Below are 24,987 nucleotides of genomic sequence, written 5' to 3' on the forward strand. Positions count from 1 at the left end.
GTCTATATCTTATGAAAAAAATTATAGCAGAAAGAAAAGAGCCGGGCAACTGAAATAGAATGCAAATAAATGTGTGATTTTGTGCGATGTTAGAAAAAACACAATAATTTCGTAAAATAACAAAAAACTAAGACTGAACTTTGTTTATTACGCTAATATACAATAAAAAGAATTTTGTGTTAAATTATTAAATAAGAAAAAAGATCCATCCGCAGACGTTTGAAATAAAGAAGGAGGGACGTGCCATGACGCAATCAGAAATTTTGAAAGCGACTGATCGCTTTTTTACAAAACAGCCCTTTTGGGATATCACACGAAAACGCACAGACACGTATCTCCGGATCGAAGATGAGACGGTACGGATCATTCGTTACGGTATGAACGAAGGGACGGAAGGACTGGACTGTATTCCAGGTGTTGGGCAGATCGGGATCATGTTTTCCGTGCAGGAAAAAGAAGCAAAAGCATACCTTTACGGGGTGCTTCCGGAGAAGAAGATCCTGCCGCAGTATGGGATCAAAGAAAGTGCACAGCTGCAGTTCTCACCGGCGAGTTTCTCAAAACTGACCGGACTTCCGTCGGCAGATATTCCGGCTGAAGGACTTCTGCTTACCGATGTATTTCCCTGGGCAGTTCCGTTTATAGAAGAAGTAAATTCTGTGGACAATGGGCAGGAACACTGCGAGGTGATCTCAAAATTCCTGCAGGAATGTGTCCGAAAAAAATCCGATATTCGTGAAACAGATAAGGAGCTGGCCAGTTCGATCGTAAATTACCTGATGAAATACAGAAAAGTTATCCGAATGAAGGAACTGGAACAGGAGTATGGATTCTGTGCAAGGACGATCCAGAAGGCAGTTGTCAGCAATGTGGGAGTCACACCGAAACAGCTGAATCTTCAGATCTGCCTTCAGAATGCGATTCAGACGATCGCGGAAAAGCCGGATCTGTCATTGACAGATCTTACCTACCAGATGCAGTTTTATGATCAGTCGCACTTCGGGAGTGTGTTCCGCCGTATGACGGGAGTGTGTCCGGGACAATATCAGAAGTGGCTGCAGACGGAGAAGGAAGGTGAGAAATGTGCTGTATGACAGACGGGAAAAGATTATAGCCCTTTTGAATCGTGACGGAATGGTAAAGGCCAATGAGCTGGTGGAGCAATATGGTGTGTCCATGGAGACGATCCGAAGAGATCTGGAATATCTGGAGAAACGAGGACTTGTCGACCGTGTATATGGAGGAGCGATCTTAAGAAAAAAACGCGGAGTGGAACCGAAGATCGAGAAACGCCAGCTGGAGCACTATGAAGAAAAAAAAGCGATCGGTCAGAGAGCCGTTGATCTTGTAGAGGATGGAGAAGTGATCGCGATCGACCTTGGAACGACGACGCGGGAATTTGCGCGTGCTCTGGTTGGAAAAAAGAGACGCCTCACTGTGATCACAAATTCGATCCCGATCGCACTGGATTTATCAGTGGATGAAAATATCCGGGTGATCATGGTCGGCGGAGAAGTGCGCAAGAATGAACTCTCCGTATCCGGAAACATTGCAGATGAAAATATGCGCTATTTCCAGACGGACAAGATTTTTCTCGGAGTCGGCGGATTGACGGAAAAATTTGGAATTACAGATTACCATGTGGAGGAAACTCCATTTCGCAGGATCGGGGTCAGCCGGACGCAGAAGGTGATCGCACTTGCGGATCACAGTAAATTTGGAGTGACGGCGATGAATCAGGTGTGCAGCCTGGAACAGATCGATGCGCTCGTGACGGATCGGCAGGCGGATAAAAATCTGATCGGGAGACTGAAGGCAAAGGGAATGAAAGTGTATCTTGCGTGAAAGAACAAAATATGTTGGATTTCAGAAAAAAGGCAAAGGGGACTGAGCAGCCATGGTGGGCTGTGGAAGTCCCTTTTTCCATATTTCTGAGAGGCATGATCAGATACAGAAGGATTTGCCGGACAGGTGGATTTACGGAATCAGCCGGAAGGAAAAGACAGAGAAAGCGGAAGAAGACACTGGAAAGTTGCGATTATGTGTGATTGCATAAAAATCACAAATTTTATGTGCAAAATAGCACAAACACACGAGCAATTTTTATAAAAATCATGAATATAATTCTCTAAATCTGTGTGATATTGTAAACACAATAAAAAAACAGAAAATGATTCTGCGTATCAGGAAGGAAGTGAGGGGAACCGTTGAGCAGGAAATACTTTATGGGAGTTGATCAGGGAACGACCGGGACAACGGTACTCCTGCTGGATGAAGACTGGAATCTGACCGCTTCGTCACATAAAGAACATAAACAATATTATCCGCAGCCGGGCTGGGTGGAACACGATCCGAAAGAAATCCTGGCGCAAATAAAAGAGGCGGCAGAAGAGGTGATGGAAAAAGCCCATGTGACAGCTGAACAGGTCGAATGCATGGGAATCGACAATCAGGGAGAGACGGTTGTCGTCTGGGATAAAGTGACAGGCGAACCGCTTTATCCGGCAATCGTCTGGCAGGATCGAAGGACTGCAACATGGATCGAAGAGCTGGAAGAAGATATCCGGTATATGATCCGCCAGAAGACAGGACTTCATGCAGATGCGTATTTTGGCGCGACAAAGATCAAATGGATCCTTGACAATGTGGAAGGCGCGAAGGAAGCTGCGATGGAAGGAAGACTGTTGGCAGGACCGACCGATTCCTGGTTTATCTGGAATCTCACTGACCGAAAAGTCTTTGCTACCGATTATTCGACGGCATCAAGGACCGCACTTTTCAATATCCATACGAATGAATGGGATCACGAATTGCTGGAGCTTTTGGAAATTCCGAAGAGCATTCTTCCGGAGATCCGAAACAGCACAGAAAAATATGGATATGCCACACTGCGGGGGTGTGACGGAAAAGAAGGAAAGATCCTGATTTCCGGAAATATGGTGGACCAGCAGGCGGCCCTGTTTGGACAGGCCTGTCTGAGCGAGGGAATGGTCAAAACGACATATGGAACCGGATGCTTCATGCTGATGAACACAGGAAAAACACCGGTTTATTCCAATACAGGACTTCTTACATGCGTCGGCTGGAAAATGCATGGAAAAGACATGGTATTCGCTCTGGACGGAGGAATCTATGTTGCAGGTTCCGTCATCACATGGATGAAGGACAAGATGCATCTTATTTCCGATGCGAAGGAGACGGGAGAACTCGCGGAATCGGTTCCGGATACAGCCGGTGTCTGTTTTGTACCGGCGCTCACCGGACTTGCAGCGCCGTACTGGGATCCATACGCGAGAGGAATGCTGATCGGGATCACACCAGGAACTGAGCGGGCTCATGTGGTCCGGGCTGCCCTGGAGAGCATCGCTTATCAGGTAAGAGATATTCTTGATCTGATGGAGATGGATTCCGGCATCAGGATCCGTGCGATGCGTGTGGACGGCGGAATTACAGCAAATGAATTTCTGATGCAGTTTCAGGCGGATATTCTTGGAATTCCGGTGGATGTGCCGGAAATCTCCGAGACAACTGCACTGGGAGTTGCCTATATGGCAGCGTATGCATCTGGATTATTTAAAGACCTTGATGAGATCGAAGCGAACTGGAAGCTCAAAAAACGTTATTATCCGAAAATGAGTGAAAAAGAGCGGGAGAAAAAGATGCGGATGTGGCATCGGGCAGTCGCCAGAGCGAAGGAATGGGTCGAGGAAGAAGAGACAGATGGACCGGAACTGACCGGAGAATTTGATTGAATAAAGGTGAAGGAGAGGAAATATGAAAACAGATGTGGTAATTATTGGTGCAGGTGCAGTCGGATGTGCGATCGCCCGTGAGTTATCCAGATATCAGCTGGATGTAACCGTAGTAGAGAAAAATGAAGATGTTGGCGGCGATGCATCAAAGTCCAACAGCGCGATCATCCATACCGGATACGATGCGTCACCGGGAACACTGGAATCCCAGCTTGTTGTAGCGGCAAACCCGATGTATGATCAGCTCACCAGGGATCTTGATATCCCGTTTAAGAGAGTCGGAGCGATCCTTCCGGCGATCACGGAAGAACAGTACGAAAAACTCCCGGAGATCAAGCACAAAGCATTTATGAACCGTGTTTACGATGTTCAGTATAAGACAGCGGAAGAACTTCTTGAGATGGAGCCGAACCTGAATCCGGAGGTCAAAGGCGGACTCTATATTCCGAGAGAGAGTATCATCGATCCGTTTATCCTTGTGCAGGCTCTGGCAGAAAATGCAAATGCAAATGGTGTTCATTTCCTTTTAAATACAAAAGTGACCGATATCAAGGTAAAAGATGGAGCTGTAAGTGAGGTTGTAACGACAGGTGAGACGATCGAGACAAAATATGTCATCAACGCAGCGGCTCTCTACTGCGATGAGATCGCTGCAATGGTAGGAAAGGCTGATTACAAAGTCGTTGCAAGAAGAGGCCAGTTCTATATTCTTGATAAGAACACAAGCTGTAAGGTAAATGAGATCGTACTTCCGATCCCGACCAAGATCACAAAAGGAAAATTAATGTGTCCGACCATTCATGGAAATATGTTAGTGGGACCGACTGCTGAGGATCTTGATAATAAGACGGATAAGTCCGTGACAAAAGAAGGTCTCGACAGCATCTTAAAGGATGTAAAGAACCTGATCCCGAACGTCAATGTCCGCGACAGCATCACCCAGTACAGCGGTTTGCGCCCGAACAGAAATCCGGAAGGACTTCATGTTGATACATATGACGACTTAAAGGGTTATATCAACCTGTCAGGCGTTCGCTCCACAGGTCTTACACTCTCCGTAGCGATGGGTGTATATGTTGCGGATGTTATGAGAGAGATGGGCGCACCGATGGTATTTAAGGAGAACTTCATCTCAACGAGAAAAGGAATCGTCCGTTTCCATGAACTGAGCCGTGAAGAACAGGATGAGATCGTAAAGGAAAATCCGGCGTATGGAAGAGTCATCTGCCGCTGTGAGACGATCACAGAAGGAGAAATCCTGGATGCGATCCACAGACCGCTGGGTGCAAGAAGCGTAGATGCGGTAAAACGCCGTGTAAGAGCAGGAATGGGTCGTTGTCAGGGCGGTTTCTGCGGACCAAAGGTCATCGAGATCTTAGCAAGAGAACTAGGTATTCCGGTGGAAGAAGTCAATAAAAACAATGCGGGTTCCTATATGGTTGCCGGGAAAACGAGATAGGGGAGGATACTATGTACGAGATTCAGACTGATGTGGTAATTGTAGGAGGAGGCCCGGCAGGCTTATCTGCCGCTGTGGCAGCAAAAAAAGAAGGAGCGGAGAAAGTCCTGATCATCGAAAGAGATGAAAAACTGGGTGGCATCTTACAGCAGTGTATCCATCCGGGATTCGGACTTACTTATTTCCATAAAGAGCTGACAGGTCCGGAGTATGCGGGACATTTCAAAGAAGAGGCGCTGGCACTTGGCGCGGAAGTATTATTAAATTCCATGGTGCTGGAGGTTATTCCGGAAGAGAGCGCAGTGATCTGTGTAAACTCCGAATACGGAATGACAAAGGTAAAAGCCGGAAGCATCGTTCTTGCGATGGGATGCCGTGAGAGAACACGTGCGGGCATCATGATCCCGGGAACAAGACCGGCAGGCGTTTACACAGCAGGTGCTGCACAGCGTCTTGTTAACCGCCAGAACGCTGTAGTTGGAAAGAATATCGTGATCCTCGGTTCCGGTGATATCGGAATGATCATGGCGAGAAGAATGACACTGGAAGGTGCCCATGTCATCGCTGTTGTGGAGCTGATGGACTTCCTTGCAGGTTTGACGAGAAATAAAGTTCAGTGCCTGGATGATTTTGGAATTCCGTTAAAACTTTCTCATACGGTGACAAGAATTGTCGGAAACGAGAGAGTAGAGGGAGTTTATATCGCACAGGTTGATAAGGATAAAAAACCGATCCCGGAAACAGAAGAGTTTATTCCGTGTGACACGCTGCTTCTGTCAGTTGGTCTGATCCCGGAGAATGAACTGAGCCGCGGTGCTGATGTGAAGATCTCCCGTATCACAAATGGACCGGAAGTAAACCAGTATATGCAGACATCCTGGGATAACGTATTTGCATGTGGAAATGTTGTTCATGTAAACGATCTTGTTGACAATGTAACCGTTGAGAGTATGAATGCAGGTGCATCTGCAGCCCGTTATGCGATGCACAAACTCCCGGAGGCAAACCGTGAGGTTCCGTCTGTGACAGGTGAAAATGTCCGCTATCTCTGCCCGCAGCGTGTAAAGATCGGTGAAGAAAATGAGACCGTCCGTCTGTTCTTCCGTGTCCTTCATCCGGAACTGGATGTTGTGATCCGTGTAAAGAGCGGAGATAAGGTACTCTCTGAGAAGAAGGCGAAGCGTGTAAATCCTGGTGAGATGTGCCATGTAGAAGTAAAAACAGCTGAAATCACCGGAGATGACGTAACGGTAGAAGTAGTGAAATAGGAAGGATGGAGACAAGATGGAGAAAGAGATTATCTGTACTGTCTGCCCGATGGGATGTCATATCACTGTAACAGGCGAAGGCGACCGGGTGGATTCGATCACTGGATATACATGTAAGCGTGGAGAGGAGTACGGGAAGCAGGAATTTGCACATCCGGTAAGGATCCTCACAAGCACTGTGAAATTAGAGGGCGCAGATCAGCCGCTTCTTCCGGTACGCTCCGAAAAACCGGTTCCGAAGGAGCTGCTTGCGGACTGTATGAAAGTGTTAAAAGCAGTGGATGTGAAAGCACCGGTGAAGAGATATGATGTGATCGTTGAGAACATCTGCGGCTGCGGTGTCAATATCGTGGCATCTGACAGCGTCGGCTAGGAAAAATATATAAGGAAAAGTGAGACGGCTGCTCCGGAGAATGATAAAAGGATTCTCCGGACAGCCGTTTTTTCATGCATTCTTCTCAAGCCATAGTCTGAAATATTTCCTGATGACAGAAAACGGCATGGGTCCGAGATCGAGAAGAAATCTGTGAAATTCTTTTGCGGAGAACCGGTTCCCGAGTGCTTTTTCCGCCTCTTCCCGCATTTCCATGATCTCCACATATCCCCCAGCGTATTCGAGATAGTTCGTGGGACTGTCAATCATTGTCTGCCAGAGCTCTTCTACCAGATCATCGTCTGCGTCAAAACAGGTGCGAATAAACGCGGCGGCCTGATCTTTGGACCAGCCGTCGTAGTTGATCCCGATGTCCAAAAGGGAGTGAAAACAGAGCGAAAAGGACCGCATGGCGGCATGATAGGCGCTGGTTTCTGTGGAAACACCATTATCATAGGACCAGGCCAGATTTTCCACGTAAGTCGCCCAGCCTTCCGCTGCGCCGGAACAGGTCAGCAGGGCGGATAGTGGATGTTTCGCATGTTCCCGGAAATAGACTGTCTGGTAGAGATGTCCGGGGAAACCTTCATGGGCGAGCGTGGGATAAAGTTCATCCTCTGCGCCGGTACTGCCGTTATTGATATAGATCACATTCTGAGCGGGATCATCGAGCGGTGCGGTGAGATAAAATGCAGGACTCAACGCCGCTTCCAGCTGGGCCGGGACATAGCGGATCTCGTACTGCCTGGCAGCATCAGACAGCGCCGGAAAGTCAGAATTCATCTGATCCTGAAGATCTGTAAGGATCTGGTCAGGCTGTGTACAGGAAAAAGTGAGATCGGAAGCGGCAGTTTTGGAAAAAGAGGAGATCGTCTCCAGGTCTTTCTGCATCCGGTAAGACAGCGCAGTTTTCAACTCTTCGATCGTACGATAGGAGAGACCGGGACCTGATCTTACAAGATATTCATAGTACTGCTTTCCGTCCCGGAATCCGGCGAGACCGCTTTCGTTGATCCCGCGCCCTTTTAAGCTTGAAAGCCCGTCGATCAGATGGCGATAAGCGGGCAAAAACGCGTTTTTGATCATGTCAAGATGACGGGAACGAAAGTCAGTTTTCTGCTGTTCTGTCAGAGTGATCTCATGTTCCAGAAATTTCAGGCGGCTTTCAAAGGTCTCCGTCAGGAAATTGTCTTCCGGGTCAATGAGATAACTTTCACAGGATTCGATGATCCGGTCGATCGAAGCGTCGGACAGACCGAGTCCGGCATCAGATTTTTGCTGCTCAAAGAAAAGAATATCACCGTAATAGGAGTCGAGCTGGGAAAGCAGAGAGAGATAGTCTTCGACATCCTGGATAGAATGGAAAGAATACTCCGACAGCAGGATCGGGAGCTGCGCCTGGATCCCGATGGTGGGGGCAAGCGGCTGTTCGTAGAGCTCGAGACCTTCCGCCATCAGAGAAGTATCAGTCATCGCGGAAAGGGAATCGTAAAGGATCTGCTGGTCTGCTGATAAGGAGCCAGGATCAAAGTCGTTGAGTTTTTTTCGGAGATCATGGAGGTCATGGTGATTTGTGATGAGCTCGGACAGGCGGTAAGTGCCAAGGGAGGCATCCCCCGCATCAATTCCGTAATTTTCCGGGTGGAGCAGCGTGTAGTGGAGATCCAGAGTGCTGGAAGACTCCATCTCGGTGTGAAAGAGGTCAGAGCAGAATGAGTCGAAATCTGCCTGGAGCTTTAAAGCTTTTTCAGAAGTAGCGGGATTGCCGGATGAAAAGTCATTGGAAGAGTAAGATTCCCCGGTCTCCGCCGGACTGGCAGAGAAAATCCGCTCATTTCCGCAGGCAGTGAGAATGAACAGGAAAAAGAGTGCCAGAGCAGCTGCCCAAATGTGTTTCCATTTCATAAAAAGAACCTCCCGGATGCAGCTGCCAATAGGATCAATACGGAAGCTGACTGGTTCAATATATGAATCAGATGAGGGAATACAGAACTTTTTTTACTTACAAATACAGGAACTTTTCTTTTCAAGGTTGAAAAGAAGCGCGGAAGAGGATATACTGAGTAGTATCGCGACAGAAAGACAAATGTGCGACACCCAAGAACAAAATGCACATTTGGCACCAGCGTCTGCGGATGGAAGACCCAGCAGACGGGGATCATCTAAGAATGAGGAGAGGGGAACAGAATTATGTGTGAAAGATTAATGCGTCATGTATCAGAATCAGCAGTAGAACAGACACAGATCGTTCTTGCGAGCCATATCAACGGTGCCGGCCGACTTTTCGGCGGACAGCTGATGGAGTGGATCGATATCGTTGCGGGTGTTGTAGCGAGAAGACATTCCCATTGCAACCAGACAACGGCTTCTGTGGACAGCCTTCAGTTTAAGGAAGCAGTGTATATGAATGATACGCTGATCTTATTCGGAAAACTTACTTATGTGGGTCATACTTCCATGGAGGTTCAGGTCGATACCTATGTGGAGGCACTCGACGGAACGAGAAAACTTGTAAATACCGCATATTTTGTAATGGTAGCACTCGACAAGAATGATCATCCGACAACCGTTCCGGGACTGATCATGGAAACCGAGGAAGAAAAAGCTGCATGGGCAGCCGGAGAGCGCAGAAACGCGCTGAGAAAGCAGAGACGGATCGAGAATTATTAAAACAGTGCGTATATATCCGCATAAATAAAGGACTGTGAAACACACAGCCAACAAAAAAGGACCTTAAACAGATCAAAGGTCCTTTTTTGCTGCCATGCATCCGAAAGGCGCTGCCGGGCACCCTTTCAAAAAGTCCAGAATGACGTTCAGATAAAACTGCTTTCTTCCAAACATGGAAGTATGGGTAGCACCGTTCACAAGGACGAGCTGCGCACGCGGGATCAGCCGCGCCATCAGCCGGGAGTGGGAGGTTTTCACGAGATCTCTTGTCCCCGCAAGAAGAAGGACCGGCGCCTGTATCGCATGCAGCTGTTCTTTTGTCATCAGCGGCGAGTTGCAGAGCAGGGAGGCGAGCTGCTGGCAGCGGAAAACATGAGAATAGACCATGTCAGCAAATGCATGCCCTTTTTTCTGCGGATGGGAAGCTGGTGAGTCCACACGGCGCGGACGTTTCTGTGAAAGAAAACATGTGCGGAAAAGCGTGGACAAGATCCGATAAAAATAATACTTCCCAATGCAGAACATCCGGACGGGAAAGATCAGTCCGTCAGGCGTGATATTTCCGCTGACAGCGATCACAGAAAGCGTCCGCTCCGGAAAAAGAGAAGCGAACTCCAGTGCGATGTTCGCCCCGTCACTGAATCCAAAGAGGATACACGACGGGATCCGGAGAACATCCAGAAGCGCCGCCGCATCCTTTGCCATATCGGCAGTCGTAAACTCAGCATCTGCATTGTCTGGCTTGATCCGGGAACGTCCGTGGGCACGGCTGTCCATCAGGATCACCCGGTAGTTTGCAGACAATTTTTTCTCGTAGAAGTCAAAGATCATATGCGTCTCCGCGTTCCCGTGGAGCATCAGGATCGGAACTCCGTGCCCGCTTTCTTTATAATAAATCCAAGCTTTGGGCGTATCCGCCATACCCTGACGACAGATCATTTTTTCCATTTGTGAAGTTCCCCTTTTAAAAGCGTGAGAATATACCCGCGTATCCCATGAGGATTCTGGATCTCAACAGCGGCATACAGCATGCTCGGCGTCGGATATTTCGGAAGGTACGCATAGTAAGACGGAACCCATTCCGTCGGGCTGTATTTTTCTTTTGCCCGGTAAAGATCCCGGAAACCGTAGCACGCGTTTAAATGGTCATAGATAAACTGGAGCAGGCGTTCCATCGGATTTTTACTCTCTGCGTTCAGACCGGCAAGCGGGGCGACTCCGAGACTGCCGTAGCCGATCCCCTCTTCTTTAAGTACCTGGAACGCCTCGTAGATGATCGTCTCCATGACACCGCTCGGCGCATCTTTTCCGTGTCTCGTCACATCGGCCATGTAGCCGTTCTTTCCAAGGAAAGGAACAAAAACGATAAAGGCAACCATTTTTCCATCCGAATTCAGGGCGTAGAAGTAACGCTTGTCCATCGGATCATCGAGTCCGACGGTTCCCATCGTAAACTGAAGCATTCCGCTCTTCTTCCCTTCGAGCCATTCGTCCGTGATCCGGTCAAATTCGCGGTCGAGATCAGGATCCCGTTTCTCCAGCACTTTGTATTCGTGGACCGTGACGCCGGCTTTTGTCGCATGGTTGATGTTCATGCGCATCTTGGCGCCCTTCTTGCCGCTGATCTCATAGTCAGAAAGCTTAAACCGCGCTTCCTCCCCGCTTTTTACGAGACCGAATCCCTGCTTTTCATATTCCGACAGGTAGTAGTCGGTCAGACCGAGAAAGAAAATATTGTGGGCACTGTTCTGGCAGAACTCGCGGAACTCAGCGAGAAGTGCAGGAAAATCTTCATCCTTACAGACCGGATCGCCGTTTACAACGATGGTATCGCCGACGGTCCCATAAGGCAGAACTCCGTCAACAGAATGCCCGAAATACAGACATTTGTCATCTTCCAACGCCAGGTAGGAACATGGATTCTGGCTGTACAGGTTTAAAAGTGTTCTGGCATGCTGGATCTCCTGGGCTCCATGAGCTTGTTTCTGAAGCCATGGACGCAGTGCGCAGAGGATGGCGGCGAGGATGCAGCCCCAGCTGAACCAGAAAAGGACAAATTCTGTTCCATGACGGTCTGCCATGGAAGCAGGAAGATTGCCCATTCCGAAGATCATGCCGATGCCCTGGGCGAAACTGTCCGCAAAGGAGACGGAGGATCCGGCAGCGGTTCCAACCTGCATGTAATGCCAGGTGATCCCGACATTGATCAGGACACCTGCAATGGCAAGAAAAGCAAGTGTTACGGTCTGCTTCCGGTTCTCGCGTCCGGCCGGGATACAGAAATCCTTCCGCAGGGCAAAAAACAGAAGAAACAGAACGAGGTCAAAGATCATGACTCCGTTGTGCAGCGGATGTCCCATCCCGATGAGACCGCGCAGAAAGTTGAGTGTGAAGATCCCCATCGCGATCATCCATGCATTCCGCTTTCTCTTCCATAACTGCAGCGACAGCACGAAAAGAACAATGGAAAAGGCACGCTGGACCATGCGCCCCATCTCAAAAGAGGCCTGCATGGACTGGGAGATCCTTGAAAACGGGAAAAAAGTCAGCAGAAACAGGAAAAAAGAAAATACGGCGAGCAGAACGATCGAGATGTTCTCCAGACGGATCCGGAGCTGCCGTTTTTCATCCAGTCTTTTTTGTGATTCATTCATAAGTCATTCCTCCGAAGCAAAAATCATGAATACGATCTGTTTTATGGTAACACAAAGTGTAGTCTTTTTTGTGTGAAAAATCAACTAAAGGAAGTAAAGTTCCCGCGGAAACCGACGGGATGCCTTGACAAATTTATTTGAACAGGATAGACTAAAGACATCATATGGAAAAAGCTTGGAAGGGAAGAGTACGCCGAAAGGAAGTTTTCAGAGACCCCGGCTGGTGCGAAAGGGGAGCGAAGAGTCGGCGGAAGATGGTCCCGGAGCTGTGCAGGTGAAAAGAAAATCTCCGTTTAGCCTGTGCCGGAAGCGCCCGTTAGCGCGTCAGGCTGTTTGGTGACAGCCGGTGAGGGCGATGACCGTGAGGCATCGCCGAATTTAAAGTGGTAACACGGGGGGACTCGTCTTTAATAATAAAGACGGGCTTTTTTTATGCATTGCGGCACATAACGCGGCAGAAAACGTCCCCAGCGCAGAAAACGTCCTGTGTGCCATTTATGCCTGAAAGATACAGAAAAAGCTGTATTTTGTGAGCAGATAACCGGCAGGAGAAGAGCCGTAAAAAGAGATAAAAAAACAGGAGGAATCAATCCATGTGTACAAACTGTAAGAAACCATACTACATTTCCACAGCGATCGCCTATACATCCGGCAAACCGCATATCGGAAACACTTATGAGATCGTATTAGCAGACGCGATCGCACGCTACAAGAGAGAACAGGGCTATGACGTTTACTTCCAGACAGGAACCGACGAGCACGGTCAGAAGATCGAGTTAAAGGCTGCGGACGCAGGCGTAACTCCGAAGGAGTTCGTTGACAACGTAGCAGGACAGATCAAGGAGATCTGGGACCTCATGAACACTTCCTATGATAAATTCATCCGTACCACAGATGATTACCATGAGAAACAGGTCCAGAAGATCTTCAAGAAATTATATGATCAGGGCGATATCTACAAAGGACATTATGAGGGACTTTACTGCACACCGTGTGAGTCCTTCTGGACTCCGTCCCAGGTCGTTGACGGAAAATGCCCGGACTGCGGACGTCCGGTACAGCCGGCAAAGGAAGAGGCATATTTCTTCCGCATGAGTAAATATGCTCCGAAGCTCATCGAATATATCAACGAGCATCCGGAGTTTATCCAGCCGGTATCCAGAAAGAACGAGATGATGAACAACTTCCTGCTTCCGGGACTTCAGGATCTTTGCGTATCCAGAACCTCCTTCAAGTGGGGAATTCCGGTCACTTTTGATCCGAAGCACGTTACCTATGTATGGCTTGACGCGCTGACCAACTATATCACGGGAATCGGATATGACTGTGACGGAAACAGCGACGAGAAGTTTAAGAAATACTGGCCGGCAGACCTTCACCTGATCGGTAAAGATATTATCCGCTTCCATACCATTTACTGGCCGATCTTCTTAATGGCTCTCGGCCTTCCGCTTCCGAAGCAGGTATTCGGACATCCGTGGCTGTTACAGGGCGATGGCAAGATGAGTAAGTCCAAAGGAAACGTACTCTATGCAGATACGCTCGTTGACTTCTTCGGTGTAGATGCAGTCCGCTACTTCGTACTTCATGAGATGCCGTTTGAGAACGATGGCGTGATCTCCTGGGATCTTATGGTTGAGCGCATGAACTCTGACCTTGCCAACATCCTTGGAAACCTTGTAAACCGTACCGTTTCCATGACAAATAAATATTTTGGCGGAATTGTCGAGAACAAGGGCGTTGCAGAGCCGGTGGATGAAGAGTTAAAGGCAACCGTTCTTGAGACGGTCAAGAAAGTAGACGAGAAGATGAACAAGCTCCGCGTTGCAGACGCGATCACAGAGATCTTCAATATCTTCCGCCGCAGCAACAAATATATCGATGAGACAACTCCGTGGACACTCGCAAAGGACGAGGCAAAGAAGGACCGTCTTGCAACCGTTCTTTACAATCTCACAGAGGCGATCACCATCGGTGCGTCCCTGTTATTCTCCTTCATGCCGGAAACTTCTGAGAAGATCCTCGCTCAGTTAAACACAGAGAAGAGATCGCTGGAGAACATGAATACCTTCGGTCTGTACCCGAATGGAAACAAGGTTACAGAGAAGCCGGAGATCCTGTTTGCCCGTATGGACATCAAGGACGTTATGGAGAAGGTTGAGGCCATGAAGGCAGCAGCCGCAGCAGAGAAACAGGAAGAGAAGAAGGAAGAAGAGAAGCCGGGCATGGACGTTGAGAAGAAGCCGGAGATCACATATGATGATTTCGCAAAGCTTCAGTTCCAGATCGGTGAGATCGTGAAGTGTGAAGAGGTTCCGAAGTCCAAAAAATTACTTTGCTCCCAGGTTAAGATCGGTTCTGAGACAAGACAGATCTTAAGCGGAATCAAGGCATGGTATAAACCGGAAGATATGGTCGGCAGAAAGGTTATGGTCGTTACGAACTTAAAACCGGCGAAGCTCGCAGGCATGTTATCGGAAGGAATGATCCTCTGCGCAGAGGATGATGAGGGCAACCTCGCATTAATGACACCGGCAAAGGATATCAAGTCCGGTTCTGAGGTCTGCTAAGTGAAAGTGCGCTTTTGCTTTTCGGCGGAACAGATAAAAAACATTGCCCTGGTCAGCATGGTCATCGACCATGCTGCCGTTGGGCTTATTGAACAGTCAGAACTGGCTTCGGGCGCTGCCTGGAGTCTCTGTGGGATAGCCATGCGCCTTGTGGGGCGTGTGGCTTTTCCTCTCTTTGCGTTTATGATCGCAGAGGGCGCAGCGCATACGCGGGACCGGAGAAGGTATGCGCTGAGGCTGCTTCTGCTGGCGGTTATTTCGGAGATCCCCTTTGATCTTGTGGCGGGGGGAACATGGCTTTTTCCGGCGGATCAGAATACGGTGTGCACATTACTTCTGGGACTTCTGGCAGTCTGGGCTGGAGATCTGATCTGTGGGACCGGATCTGGAGTGTCATACGGAAACCGGGAAAAAACAGGAGATAGCGGCAGGAAGGCGGTAGGCCAGAGGAGATTTCCGTTGGAATATGAGCGGTATATCCGGGTTCTGGCGGCGGTTCCTTTCGGACTGGGAGCCTATTATCTGAAGACGGATTATGGGTTTATGGGCGTGCTGTTGATCGTTATATTGTATACATTGCGCACGGAACCACAGTTTCGCACGGCTGTCTGCATTGTGTTTTTATTTTGTATGTATATGGATTTCTATGGCGCTGCGGCTTGCGTTGCAATTTTCCTGATAAACCGTTACAATGGAGAAAAAGGCGGTGGGAACGGAAGGATTTTCTATCTGTTTTATCCGCTGCATCTGCTGGTGATCTGGGGAATCAAGATGGCTGTGGGACTGTAGAAAATGAGATGGTGCAAAAAAGTCTTACGGATGCCGGCTCCGGATGAAAAAGAAAACGACATATGACTTGAGGACAGAAAGAATGGACTATATTTTTGACACACATGCCCATTACGACGATGAGGCATTTGACGCGGACCGGGAGGAAGTGCTCACGGGACTGAAAGAACAGGGAATCGGAACCGTTGTGAATGTCGGAGCGAGCATCGCGTCAACAAAGACAACGCTGGCACTGGCCGAGGCGCATCCCTTCATGTATGCGGCGGTGGGCGTACATCCGAACGAGACGGCGGAGCTTACGGATGCGGATATGAAATGGCTGGAATCTCTGGCAGAAAACCCGAAGGTTGTGGCGATCGGTGAGATCGGTCTTGACTACTACTGGGACGAGCCGGAACGGGAGATCCAGAAACACTGGCTTTCGGCGCAGCTTGAGGTCGCAAAGAAGACGGGACTCCCGGTGATCATCCACAGCCGGGACGCGGCGAAGGACACGTTAGATATTATGAAGGTGGAACACAACGGTGCCACCGGCGGCGTGATCCACTGCTTTTCCTACGGAGTGGAGATGGCGAGAGAATACCTGAATATGGGATATTATATCGGGATCGGCGGAGTGCTGACCTTTAAAAACGCGAAAAAACTGATCGAAGTGGCAGAATATGCGCCGCTCGACCGGATCGTTTTGGAAACGGACTGCCCGTATCTGGCTCCGGTGCCAAACCGGGGAAAACGAAATTTCTCCGGAAATCTTCCGTATGTGGTGGAAAAGCTGGCGGAGATCAAGGGCGTTTCCGCGGAAGAGATCATCCGGGAGACAACGAAAAACGCGAGGGAGATGTACCGGATCACGGAGTAGAATTTTCGGGACAATAGTACCGCAGCAGCGGAACGCATTTACCGGATTTTGTATACAAGATGCAACTCATGCAACAAAAGTACCTGCGCAAAAGCGCAGTCCAAAATAGAAAGAGAGAAATAAATGGCGAATCTGGGAAACCCAAAGAATACCATAGAAATCATACAGAAGTATGAATTCATGTTTCAGAAGAAGTTCGGCCAGAACTTCCTGATCGACACCCATGTACTGGAGAAGATCATCTCCGCGGCGGGAATCACAAAGGATGACTGCGTTCTTGAGATCGGACCTGGAATCGGAACCATGACCCAGTATCTGGCAGAAAATGCCGGTCATGTGGTCGCTGTCGAGATCGACCGGAACCTGATCCCCATCTTAAAGGAGACACTGGCGGACTACGACAACGTGACCGTCATCAACGAGGATATCTTAAGAGTCGATATCAAGGCACTGGCCGAGGAATACAACGGCGGAAAGCCGATCAAGGTCGTTGCGAACCTACCGTACTATATCACGACCCCAATCATCATGGGGCTCTTTGAGAGCGGAGTGCCGATCGACAATATTACCGTCATGGTCCAGAAGGAAGTTGCGGACCGCATGAAGGAAGGACCGGGGTCTAAGGATTACGGCGCTCTGTCCCTGGCTGTCCAGTATTACGCGGAGCCGGAGATCGTAGCGAACGTACCGCCGAACTGCTTTATCCCGCGCCCGAATGTGGGATCAGCGGTGATCCGGCTTACAAGACATAAGGAGATGCCGGTTGAGGTGAAGGATCCTGCCCTGATGTTCAAGATCATCCGCGCGTCCTTCAATCAGAGAAGAAAGACGCTGCAGAACGGTCTCGGAAATGCGCCTGAACTTCCGTATACAAAGGAACAGATCGCGGTAGCGATCACAGAGATGGGACTCACTCCGACGATCCGCGGCGAGGCGTTAAGCCTTGCACAGTTCGCGCAGTTGTCTGATATTCTTGGAGAGATGAAATAAGAAGCACGCGGATATCTGGTCATGCGGGAAAAAGAGTCTGTCCGCAGCATGGACTTTGTATACAAGCCAGAGCGCTATGGTGAAGCAGAAGAATAGAATATAGGACGGGAGGAAGCATTATGGGATTTACAGAACTGTCACACGCGTTTATCGCGGCAAAATATTATGTTTACCTGAAGGAAATCTTCGGTGACCGCGGCGAGGCGGCATTTTTGCATGCCACCCGATATTACGGCGAACAGCGTGGACGTCGGATGGCACAGCGGGCGATCCGGGACGGAAAACCTCTGACTTATGAGACATACTGCCAGTACGGTGAATGGGTCAACACGGAAGAGGTGAAAGCACAAGGACTCGGAAACCAGTCCGAGACGACAAGCTTAAGCCCGGACTTTCAGATCCACATCCATGTCTGTCCGTGGCACACCCAGTTTAAGAATATGGGACTCCCGGAAGCGGGGCTTCTCTATTGTAAGGACCTGGATGCGTCCATTTCCCGAGGTTTCAACCCGGAGATTCGCTATGAGGTCTCCCAGACACTCCATGACCATGATTATTGTATACAGACGATCCGGAACGCTGGTTTGACGCCGGAGTCCAATATGGCAAAAAATCCGGCAAGCCTCAGATCTTTCGAGTACCACTGCGCTCACTCCTACTGGGCATACCGGGAAGTCTGTGAAGCAATCTTCGGGGAAGAGGGGAAACAGATCGCTGAAAGAGTCCTTGATGATTTTGCCGCAGAGTATGGAAAAAAGATGGCAGACACGCTGGCAGGATATGCAAGGACGAATTTTAACATCGCAGACTAAGAAATCAGCAGCTTTGCAAAAAGAGCTGCTGAAATATTGCTGTTAGAAAGAAGAACAAGGTATATCGAAATACATTTTGAAGAATATTGAGGAGCAACACTTATGAAACAGATCAATATGCTGGAATCCCCGGTCCGCCAGGTATTTTTCAGTTACCTGGTGCCGTCCATCAGCGCAACACTCGTGACCTCCATTTATATTCTGGCGGACACGATGATGATCGGACGCGGAGTCGGTGGTTCCGGTATTGCGGCGATGAATATTTTACTGCCGCTCTACAACACATATTTCGGGATCGGAATGATGTGCGGAGTCGGCGGCAGCGTTCTCTTTGGGTTTTCCAGAGGACGCGGCGATGAAAAACGCGCCAGAAGTTATTTTACGGCGGCACTCTGTGTGGTGCTTGCTCTGTCAGCAGTCTTTCTGATATTGGGAAGAATCTTTTTCAACCCTCTGATTACTTTTATGGGAAATACCCCACTCTTAAATGAATACACCGTGCCTTACGGAACTGTGCTCACAACAGCGGCTCCCATGTTTGCCCTGTCTTCATTCCTTCAGGCATTCGTCCGAAATGACGGTGCGCCGAAGCTTGCCATGGCGGGCGTGATTAGTGGAGGCGTCACCAATGTGATCCTGGATTATGTATACATTTTTATCATGAAATGGGGAATGGGAGGTGCGGCGCTGGCGACAGCCACCGGAACGACACTCACTGTGCTGATCCTCGCAAGCCATTTTTTCTCGAAAGATAACCACTTGAAGCTGGAATTTAGCGATGTGTGGAGACGGGTGCCGGAGGTGCTCGGAAATGGGCTCGCAAGCTTTATTCTGGAGATTTCCAACGGCTTCGTGATGCTGCTGTTTAACCGCCAGCTTCTCGCTTACGTGGGAGAGATGGGAATCACGGTCTATGGAATCATCACGAACACCGCGCTTGTGGCATCGTCCATTTCTAACGGTATCGCTCAGGCAGTACAGCCGCTGCTCTCCGCAAACTTTGGCGCGGGAAACCTGAAGAGAGTCGGCGAGGCGAGAAAACTGGGAGTCCGGACCGGATTTGCCGCAGGCTTCATATTCACTGCGATCGGCATGCTGATCCCGGTACAGTTGTCCTATCTGTTTCTGGACCCGACACCGGAGATCCTCACAATGGCGGTCCCGGCGATCCGGCTGTATTTCCTCTGCTTCTTAGTCAGTGAGTGGAACATCATCAGCGGAATGTATTTCCAGTCTACTGTGAGACCGCGGTTTTCTTTAACGATCACACTGCTCCGCGGCGTGATCTTAAACAGCGTGTTCGTATTCCTTCTCCCGGCACTCTTTGGCGTAGACGGAATCTGGCTTACGGTGACTGTATCAGAGTTCATCACGGCGGGCGTTGCGTTTGTGCTTATGAAAAGGGAAAAACATTAATATAAAAAAAATATGGTAACTGTTCAGTAGGTCTGCGCACTTGCTGCGCTGACCGTAAGAAAACATAGGCTGGAGGGCAAAAATCCCATCAGCGAAGCTGATCTGGAATGGATTTTTGCGTGTAACTATGAAGGTACTGAATAGTTACAAAATATGTAAACAACGGACTCAGGGATCTTTGAGAAAAAGGATTTCGGATTCCGTTGTTTCTTTTTTCATTGCCGCGTTCCCAGAAGAACCTTCCGGTGGCAGGTTTTGCAGGTGTATCTGGAAGAAACAGGAGATAAATTCGTTAAACTTATTTCAATTGACACTATAACGGCCTATTGGTAAAATGGAGATAGCGACATTAAATAAAGAAAGAAGAGGAGAACAATATGACGATCAGAATCGGAATTATGGGTTATGGAAATCTTGGACGCGGCGTTGAGTGCGCCATCAAACAGAATCCGGATATGGAGCTTGCGGCAGTATTTACAAGAAGAGATCCGAAAAATGTGAGAATCCTGACCGAAGGCGCAAAGGTTTACCATGCGGACGAAGCGAAACATATGACAGATAAGATCGATGTCCTGATCCTTTGCGGCGGAAGTGCGACAGATCTTCCGGTGCAGACACCGGAGTATGCGAAATATTTCACCGTAGTGGACAGCTTTGACACACACGCGAGAATTCCGGAGCATTTTGCAGCTGTCGATGCAGCGGCAAAGGAAGCAGGAAATGTAGCAGTGATCTCCGCAGGCTGGGATCCGGGTATGTTCTCCTTAAATCGTGTATACGCAAATGCAATTCTCCCGGATGGTAAAGACTATACATTCTGGGGCAAAGGTGTAAGCCAGGGGCATTCCGACGCGATCCGCCGCATTGATGGCGTGAAGGACGCAAGACAGTATACAGTCCCGGTTGAGAGTGTACTGGAGAGAATCAGAAACGGCGAGACTCCGGAGCTCACAACGAGAGAGAAACACACAAGAGAGTGCTATGTTGTTGCTGAAGAGGGTGCTGATCTTGCACGCATCGAAAAAGAGATCGTAACGATGCCGAACTACTTCTCCGACTATGATACAACGGTTCATTTCATCAGCGAGGAAGAGATGAAGCGCGACCACTCTACACTCCCGCACGGCGGTTTCGTGATCAGAAACGGAAAGACCGGATGGAATCAGGAGAATACACATGTGATTGAGTATCGTCTGAAACTGGATTCCAACCCGGAGTTCACTTCCTCCGTGATCGTTTGCTGTGCCCGCGCCGCATTCCGCATGAAACAGGAGGGAATGAGCGGATGCAAGACCATTCTTGACATTCCGCCGGCATACCTTTCCGCAAAGAGCGGCGAGGAACTCAGAAAGAATCTCCTGTAATCATAAAAAGAACCTTTAAAGGCGGCGAAAGAGCCGGCCTTTGATCAATCATACCTCCGCCCTGTGTCCGCAGCCGACAGATACAGGGCGGAAGTATCAATTGCCATGCATTCAGAAAAGACCGCAAACGGGATCCATGCATGGCGGATTTTGTAGAGGGTGAAGATATGACACTTAAGAAGAATCATCCGGCAGGCTACAACGGTATCACGGACGGTGTGATCTGGCAGCAGCTTCTGCTCTTTTTCTTTCCGATCCTGTTCGGGACATTTTTCCAGCAGCTTTACAACACGGCAGATGCCATGATCGTTGGAAAGTTTGTGGGAAAAGAGGCACTTTCCGCGGTAGGCGGTACGACGGGAACACTGATCAACCTGCTGGTTGGCTTCTTCGTCGGAATGTCTTCCGGCGCGGCTGTCGTTGTATCCCAGTTCTACGGGGCGAAAGAAGAGCAGCATGTACGAAAATCGGTCCACACGGCATTCTGCCTGGCATTAGCCGGCGGGGTGACGCTTTTAATCATCGGTGAGATTTTTACCCCGGCGGCAATCCGTGCGATGGGCGCACCGGAAGAGATTCTTGGATATTCTGTCACATACCTCAGAATCTATTTCTTAGGTATCATCGGAAACCTGGTCTACAACATGGGTGCGGCGATCCTGCGCGCGGTGGGCGATTCGAAGAAGCCGCTGTATTTCCTGATCGCGAGCTGCCTGACGAATATTGTCCTGGACCTGATCTTCGTTGTCTGTCTGCATCTGGAAGTTGCCGGTGCGGCGCTTGCGACGATCATGTCCCAGCTCTTATCGGCAACGCTGGTTATGGTAACGTTGATCCGGACGAAGGAGTCTTACCGGTTTAATCTGAAAGAACTTCGGGTGGAACCGGTGCTGTTAAAAAAGATCATAAAGATCGGTCTCCCGGCAGGACTGCAGTCCATGATGTACTCGATTTCCAACATCCTGATCCAGGCAAATATCAATGGATATGGAACGAATACGATTGCGTCCTGGGCAGTTTATGGAAAGATTGATGGTATCTTCTGGATGACCATGGATGCCATGGGAATTTCTGTGACGACTTTTGCGGGACAGAATTTCGGTGCAGGAAAGATCAAACGTCTGAAAAAGGGCACCTATGTGGGGCTTCTCATGTCGACGATCATTACGGCAGCACTTGGTGTATTTATGTTTACGGCAGGTCCGGTACTCATCAGTCTCTTTACCAACGATGTGGATGTCATGGCGGAGAGCATGAGTATTATCCGCTTCCTGGTGCCGTTCTGGTTCTGCTACATCTGCGTCAACGTATATCCGTGTACGCTGCGCGGCGTGGGCGATGCCCTGATCCCAATGCTGATCATCTGTGTTGGAACCTGTATCCTGCGTGTGCTCTGGGTATTCGGCGCGGGCGCGGTTCATCCGGGGCTGTATACAACGCTGACGAGTTATCCGTTAAGCTGGACTATCACTTCGCTGGCATTCCTGGTATACTATTACCGGTTTAGTGCGATGAGAAAGTTAAATAAACTGATTGAAGAATAAGCATAACTGTTCGGCAGGTCTGTGAACTAATTGTTCTGGTCTGCTGAACAATTATAATAAGTGTAACTGGAATATGGATGTTGAATTTGAATTTAAAGAGAAAAATGGGGGCGCTTGTGTGACAAAGCTTTTGGCACCAGGCGCCGTCTGCGTGGTACCGGAAAGTCTGGGCGGACTTCCGGTGACAGAACTGGCAGACAAGGTATTTTCGGGGAGCACGGTGGAGAAAGTCTATCTACCGCGGACACTCACCCGGATCGGAAGATATGAATTTTATGGATGTGAGAAGCTTCAGGAGATCCATTTTTACGGGGCACTCCGGGAAGTCGGCGGCGGTGTGTTTACGGGCTGCCGGAATATCAGGAGTCTGACTGTGCATATGGGGGTGGATGAAGAGTCGGCGCTCAGGGATTTTGTGACGGAGATCAATGAGAGAGTCACAGTGCATGTGTTTATACAGGGCGGACAAAATCGAATGCAGGACGAGAGAGACACGGACTTTGAACGAACATCGCTGGCTTCAAGTACTTTTGAGGAAGAGAACGGGGAGACAGAGACTGCGCGTGTGATCTTCCCGGAATACTACGACGAGGCGGTGGAAAATACGCCCGCCAGGATCACGGTATCCAATATCCACGGTGCAGGGCAGAAGTATCGCTACTGTTTTGAGGGACGAAAATTCCGATTTGACAGGTATGATAAAATGTTTGTGTATGAAAAAGCAGAGGAATCGGTTCTCATGGCATCGAAGATCGCGGTGACCCGGCTGCAGTATCCGAAAGGACTGTGGGAGAGCGCGAAAAAGGAATATGAAAAGTTTCTTATGGAGAATCTTTATGAGGTACTTCTTGGAACTCTTGAGGACCCGGAGACCATAAAATGGATTGCGGGACAGTATTTAACACCGGAAAAGAATCCGCTGACGGCGGATAAGATGTCGGGGCTGATCACGGAGATCTCGAAAAAGCATCTGCCGGAGCTTTTGGGGATGTTTATGGAGATCCAGAGGAAGAAGTTTGGCGTAAAGAAGAAAAAGTTTGATTTTGATTTGTGAGGAGGTCAGAAATCGTCATGAGAGAAGATGCGGCATGGTCGCCGATCCTGAGAGAGCAGGGCGCGCTGGAAGAACTGGCGGCGATCGGCGTTGAGATCATACGGAACGCGAGGAATGAGCTGTATCTTTCCATGCGGTTTCTCGACGTGGCTTTAAATGGTCTGTTCCCGGTGGCGGACAACAGCATCAAGGGAATCGGAACGGACGGAACCTTATTATCATTTGAGACAGGATACATCTGCGGCTGGTACCGGAGAAATCCTGTTTATGTAAACCGCATGATCCTGCACGAGACCTTCCACTGTCTCTTTGTCCACCCATGGTCGAGAAAAAAGCGGGCGGAGGAATACTGGAATCTGGCATGCGATATCGCTGTGGAATCCCTGATCGACGGAATCCACAAGCCGTGCGTCCATCTGCCGATGTCCCCGGTGCGGGCGGAATTTTACGGACGTCTGAGGAAAAAGATCAAGGTACTGAACGCGGAGAGCATCTATCACACTATGCAGGAGATGGAGCTTTCGGAGATCGAATATGAGCGGCTCTGCCGGGAATTCTGCCGGGACGATCATTCCAGATGGGAGAAAGAGGACGAGAAGAAATCTCCGAATCCCAACCGGAACCGAAAAAACGATTGGGATGACAAGCGGGAGAAGATGCAGGCGGAGATGGAGGCGTTTTCCAACGAGGCGGCGGATGACTCCAGGGAGCTGATGGATCAGCTGGCGGTGGAGAACCGGGAGCGGTACGATTACCGGAAATTTTTGCAGAAATTTTCGGTGCTGAAGGAGACAGTCCAGATCGATCCGGATGCGTTCGACTATGTATTCTACAATTATGGCATGCAGTTATACGGAAATATGCCGTTGATCGAGCCCCTTGAGACGAAGGAAGTCCGGCGGATCGAGGATTTTGTGGTCGTTATCGACACTTCGATGTCATGTTCCGGGGAGCTGGTGAAGAAATTCCTGGAAGAGACCTATGGGGTGTTGGCCCAATCAGAGAGTTTCTTTAAGAAGGTCAATATCCATATTTTGCAGTGCGACGATAAAGTACGGCAGGATGTGAAGATCGAGAGCGAGGAGGACCTTCGGAATTACATGGACCACATGGAGCTCCATGGCATGGGCGGGACTGATTTCCGCCCGGCATTCCTGCATGTGGACCAGATGATCAAGGCGGGAAAGTTCAGCAGGCTGCGGGGACTTCTCTATTTTACGGACGGATATGGGACATTTCCGGTGAAAATGCCGCCATATGACACGGCCTTCGTGTTTATGCGGGATAATTATACTGACGCGGACGTTCCGCCTTGGGCGATGAAGGTGATTCTGGACCCGGAGTCGATGGAGGACGTGGGGAAAATATTAGATGGAAAATAGTAACTGTTCAGTAGGTCTGCGCATTTACTGC

At 49.3% G+C, this 24,987-nt stretch carries 20 protein-coding genes and 1 other annotated feature; of the genes, 17 read left to right on the forward strand and 3 right to left on the reverse strand.

Annotated features, from left to right (window positions below; all coding sequences use genetic code 11):
* Positions 1 to 245 precede the first annotated feature (245 nt).
* The 6 genes from V2546_RS09925 to V2546_RS09950 all read left to right on the forward strand — a co-directional run bounded on the left by V2546_RS09925 (position 246) and on the right by V2546_RS09950 (position 6,852).
* A complete protein-coding gene (locus tag V2546_RS09925) occupies positions 246 to 1,094 on the forward strand; it encodes a helix-turn-helix domain-containing protein (protein WP_118532188.1) in 849 nt (282 codons plus the stop codon).
* Positions 1,075 to 1,845, forward strand: a complete 771-nt coding sequence (locus V2546_RS09930) for a DeoR/GlpR family DNA-binding transcription regulator (RefSeq protein ID WP_243016132.1) — start codon at positions 1,075 to 1,077, stop codon at positions 1,843 to 1,845. Before V2546_RS09925 ends, V2546_RS09930 begins: the two co-directional genes overlap by 20 nt.
* A gap of 380 nt (positions 1,846 to 2,225) precedes the next feature.
* A complete protein-coding gene (glpK, locus tag V2546_RS09935) occupies positions 2,226 to 3,752 on the forward strand; it encodes a glycerol kinase GlpK (protein WP_329752222.1) in 1,527 nt (508 codons plus the stop codon).
* Positions 3,753 to 3,774: 22 nt separating this feature from the next.
* Entirely contained in the window at positions 3,775 to 5,211 is a 1,437-nt protein-coding gene (locus V2546_RS09940) for an NAD(P)/FAD-dependent oxidoreductase (protein ID WP_118298242.1), read from the forward strand.
* Between the two features lie 11 nt (positions 5,212 to 5,222).
* Positions 5,223 to 6,479, forward strand: a complete 1,257-nt coding sequence (locus tag V2546_RS09945; RefSeq protein ID WP_118532194.1) for an NAD(P)/FAD-dependent oxidoreductase — start codon at positions 5,223 to 5,225, stop codon at positions 6,477 to 6,479.
* A gap of 16 nt (positions 6,480 to 6,495) precedes the next feature.
* The gene (locus tag V2546_RS09950; protein ID WP_118298240.1) at positions 6,496 to 6,852 is read left to right on the forward strand and encodes a DUF1667 domain-containing protein; all 357 of its coding nucleotides are present in this window, start codon (positions 6,496 to 6,498) and stop codon (positions 6,850 to 6,852) included.
* 72 nt (positions 6,853 to 6,924) lie between these two features.
* Here the strand turns inward: V2546_RS09950 and V2546_RS09955 are convergent, their stop codons facing one another.
* Positions 6,925 to 8,757 carry a DUF885 domain-containing protein gene (locus tag V2546_RS09955; protein ID WP_118532196.1) on the reverse strand — a complete coding sequence of 611 codons (1,833 nt, stop codon included), beginning with the start codon at positions 8,755 to 8,757 and terminating at the stop codon, positions 6,925 to 6,927.
* A gap of 285 nt (positions 8,758 to 9,042) precedes the next feature.
* Between V2546_RS09955 and V2546_RS09960 the strand changes: the two genes are divergently transcribed.
* Positions 9,043 to 9,522, forward strand: a complete 480-nt coding sequence (locus V2546_RS09960) for an acyl-CoA thioesterase (protein ID WP_329752223.1) — start codon at positions 9,043 to 9,045, stop codon at positions 9,520 to 9,522.
* 72 nt (positions 9,523 to 9,594) lie between these two features.
* Here V2546_RS09960 and V2546_RS09965 read toward each other — a convergent pair whose 3' ends face one another.
* The gene (locus V2546_RS09965) at positions 9,595 to 10,470 is read right to left on the reverse strand and encodes an alpha/beta fold hydrolase (RefSeq protein WP_118532198.1); all 876 of its coding nucleotides are present in this window, start codon (positions 10,468 to 10,470) and stop codon (positions 9,595 to 9,597) included.
* Positions 10,458 to 12,176, reverse strand: coding sequence for a DUF2156 domain-containing protein (locus V2546_RS09970; RefSeq protein ID WP_329752224.1), 1,719 nt, complete (start codon positions 12,174 to 12,176; stop codon positions 10,458 to 10,460). The genes V2546_RS09965 and V2546_RS09970 overlap by 13 nt, the downstream gene beginning before the upstream one ends.
* Positions 12,177 to 12,343: 167 nt before the next feature.
* Positions 12,344 to 12,588, forward strand: a binding site (T-box leader).
* A gap of 181 nt (positions 12,589 to 12,769) precedes the next feature.
* Here V2546_RS09970 and metG point away from each other — a divergent pair.
* The 10 genes from metG to V2546_RS10020 all read left to right on the forward strand — a co-directional run bounded on the left by metG (position 12,770) and on the right by V2546_RS10020 (position 24,956).
* A complete protein-coding gene (gene metG, locus V2546_RS09975; protein WP_118298234.1) occupies positions 12,770 to 14,746 on the forward strand; it encodes a methionine--tRNA ligase in 1,977 nt (658 codons plus the stop codon).
* Entirely contained in the window at positions 14,747 to 15,535 is a 789-nt protein-coding gene (locus V2546_RS09980; protein ID WP_329752225.1) for a TraX family protein, read from the forward strand. It begins immediately after the preceding gene.
* An 82-nt stretch (positions 15,536 to 15,617) separates the two neighbouring features.
* Positions 15,618 to 16,394 (forward strand): TatD family hydrolase, encoded by a 777-nt coding sequence (locus tag V2546_RS09985; RefSeq protein WP_329752226.1) that lies wholly within the window; start codon positions 15,618 to 15,620, stop codon positions 16,392 to 16,394.
* Between the two features lie 123 nt (positions 16,395 to 16,517).
* On the forward strand, positions 16,518 to 17,384 hold the full coding sequence (gene rsmA, locus V2546_RS09990; RefSeq protein ID WP_329752227.1) for a 16S rRNA (adenine(1518)-N(6)/adenine(1519)-N(6))-dimethyltransferase RsmA: 867 nt from the start codon (positions 16,518 to 16,520) through the stop codon (positions 17,382 to 17,384).
* Between the two features lie 119 nt (positions 17,385 to 17,503).
* Complete coding sequence (locus tag V2546_RS09995) at positions 17,504 to 18,196, forward strand: L-2-amino-thiazoline-4-carboxylic acid hydrolase (RefSeq protein WP_329752228.1); 693 nt, start codon at positions 17,504 to 17,506, stop codon at positions 18,194 to 18,196.
* A 102-nt stretch (positions 18,197 to 18,298) separates the two neighbouring features.
* The gene (locus V2546_RS10000) at positions 18,299 to 19,612 is read left to right on the forward strand and encodes an MATE family efflux transporter (protein WP_117503785.1); all 1,314 of its coding nucleotides are present in this window, start codon (positions 18,299 to 18,301) and stop codon (positions 19,610 to 19,612) included.
* A gap of 377 nt (positions 19,613 to 19,989) precedes the next feature.
* On the forward strand, positions 19,990 to 20,976 hold the full coding sequence (locus V2546_RS10005; RefSeq protein ID WP_015553985.1) for a diaminopimelate dehydrogenase: 987 nt from the start codon (positions 19,990 to 19,992) through the stop codon (positions 20,974 to 20,976).
* 167 nt (positions 20,977 to 21,143) lie between these two features.
* Positions 21,144 to 22,520: an MATE family efflux transporter gene (locus V2546_RS10010; protein ID WP_329752229.1), complete on the forward strand. Its 1,377-nt coding sequence runs from the start codon at positions 21,144 to 21,146 to the stop codon at positions 22,518 to 22,520.
* Positions 22,521 to 22,638: 118 nt separating this feature from the next.
* Entirely contained in the window at positions 22,639 to 23,574 is a 936-nt protein-coding gene (locus V2546_RS10015; RefSeq protein WP_329752230.1) for a leucine-rich repeat domain-containing protein, read from the forward strand.
* A gap of 17 nt (positions 23,575 to 23,591) precedes the next feature.
* Entirely contained in the window at positions 23,592 to 24,956 is a 1,365-nt protein-coding gene (locus V2546_RS10020) for a VWA-like domain-containing protein (protein WP_329752231.1), read from the forward strand.
* The last annotated feature ends 31 nt before the right edge of the window (positions 24,957 to 24,987 follow it).

The organism is Clostridium sp. CM74B_53, assembly GCF_036318045.1.
Taxonomy (GTDB): Bacteria; Bacillota; Clostridia; order Lachnospirales; family Lachnospiraceae; genus Pilosibacter.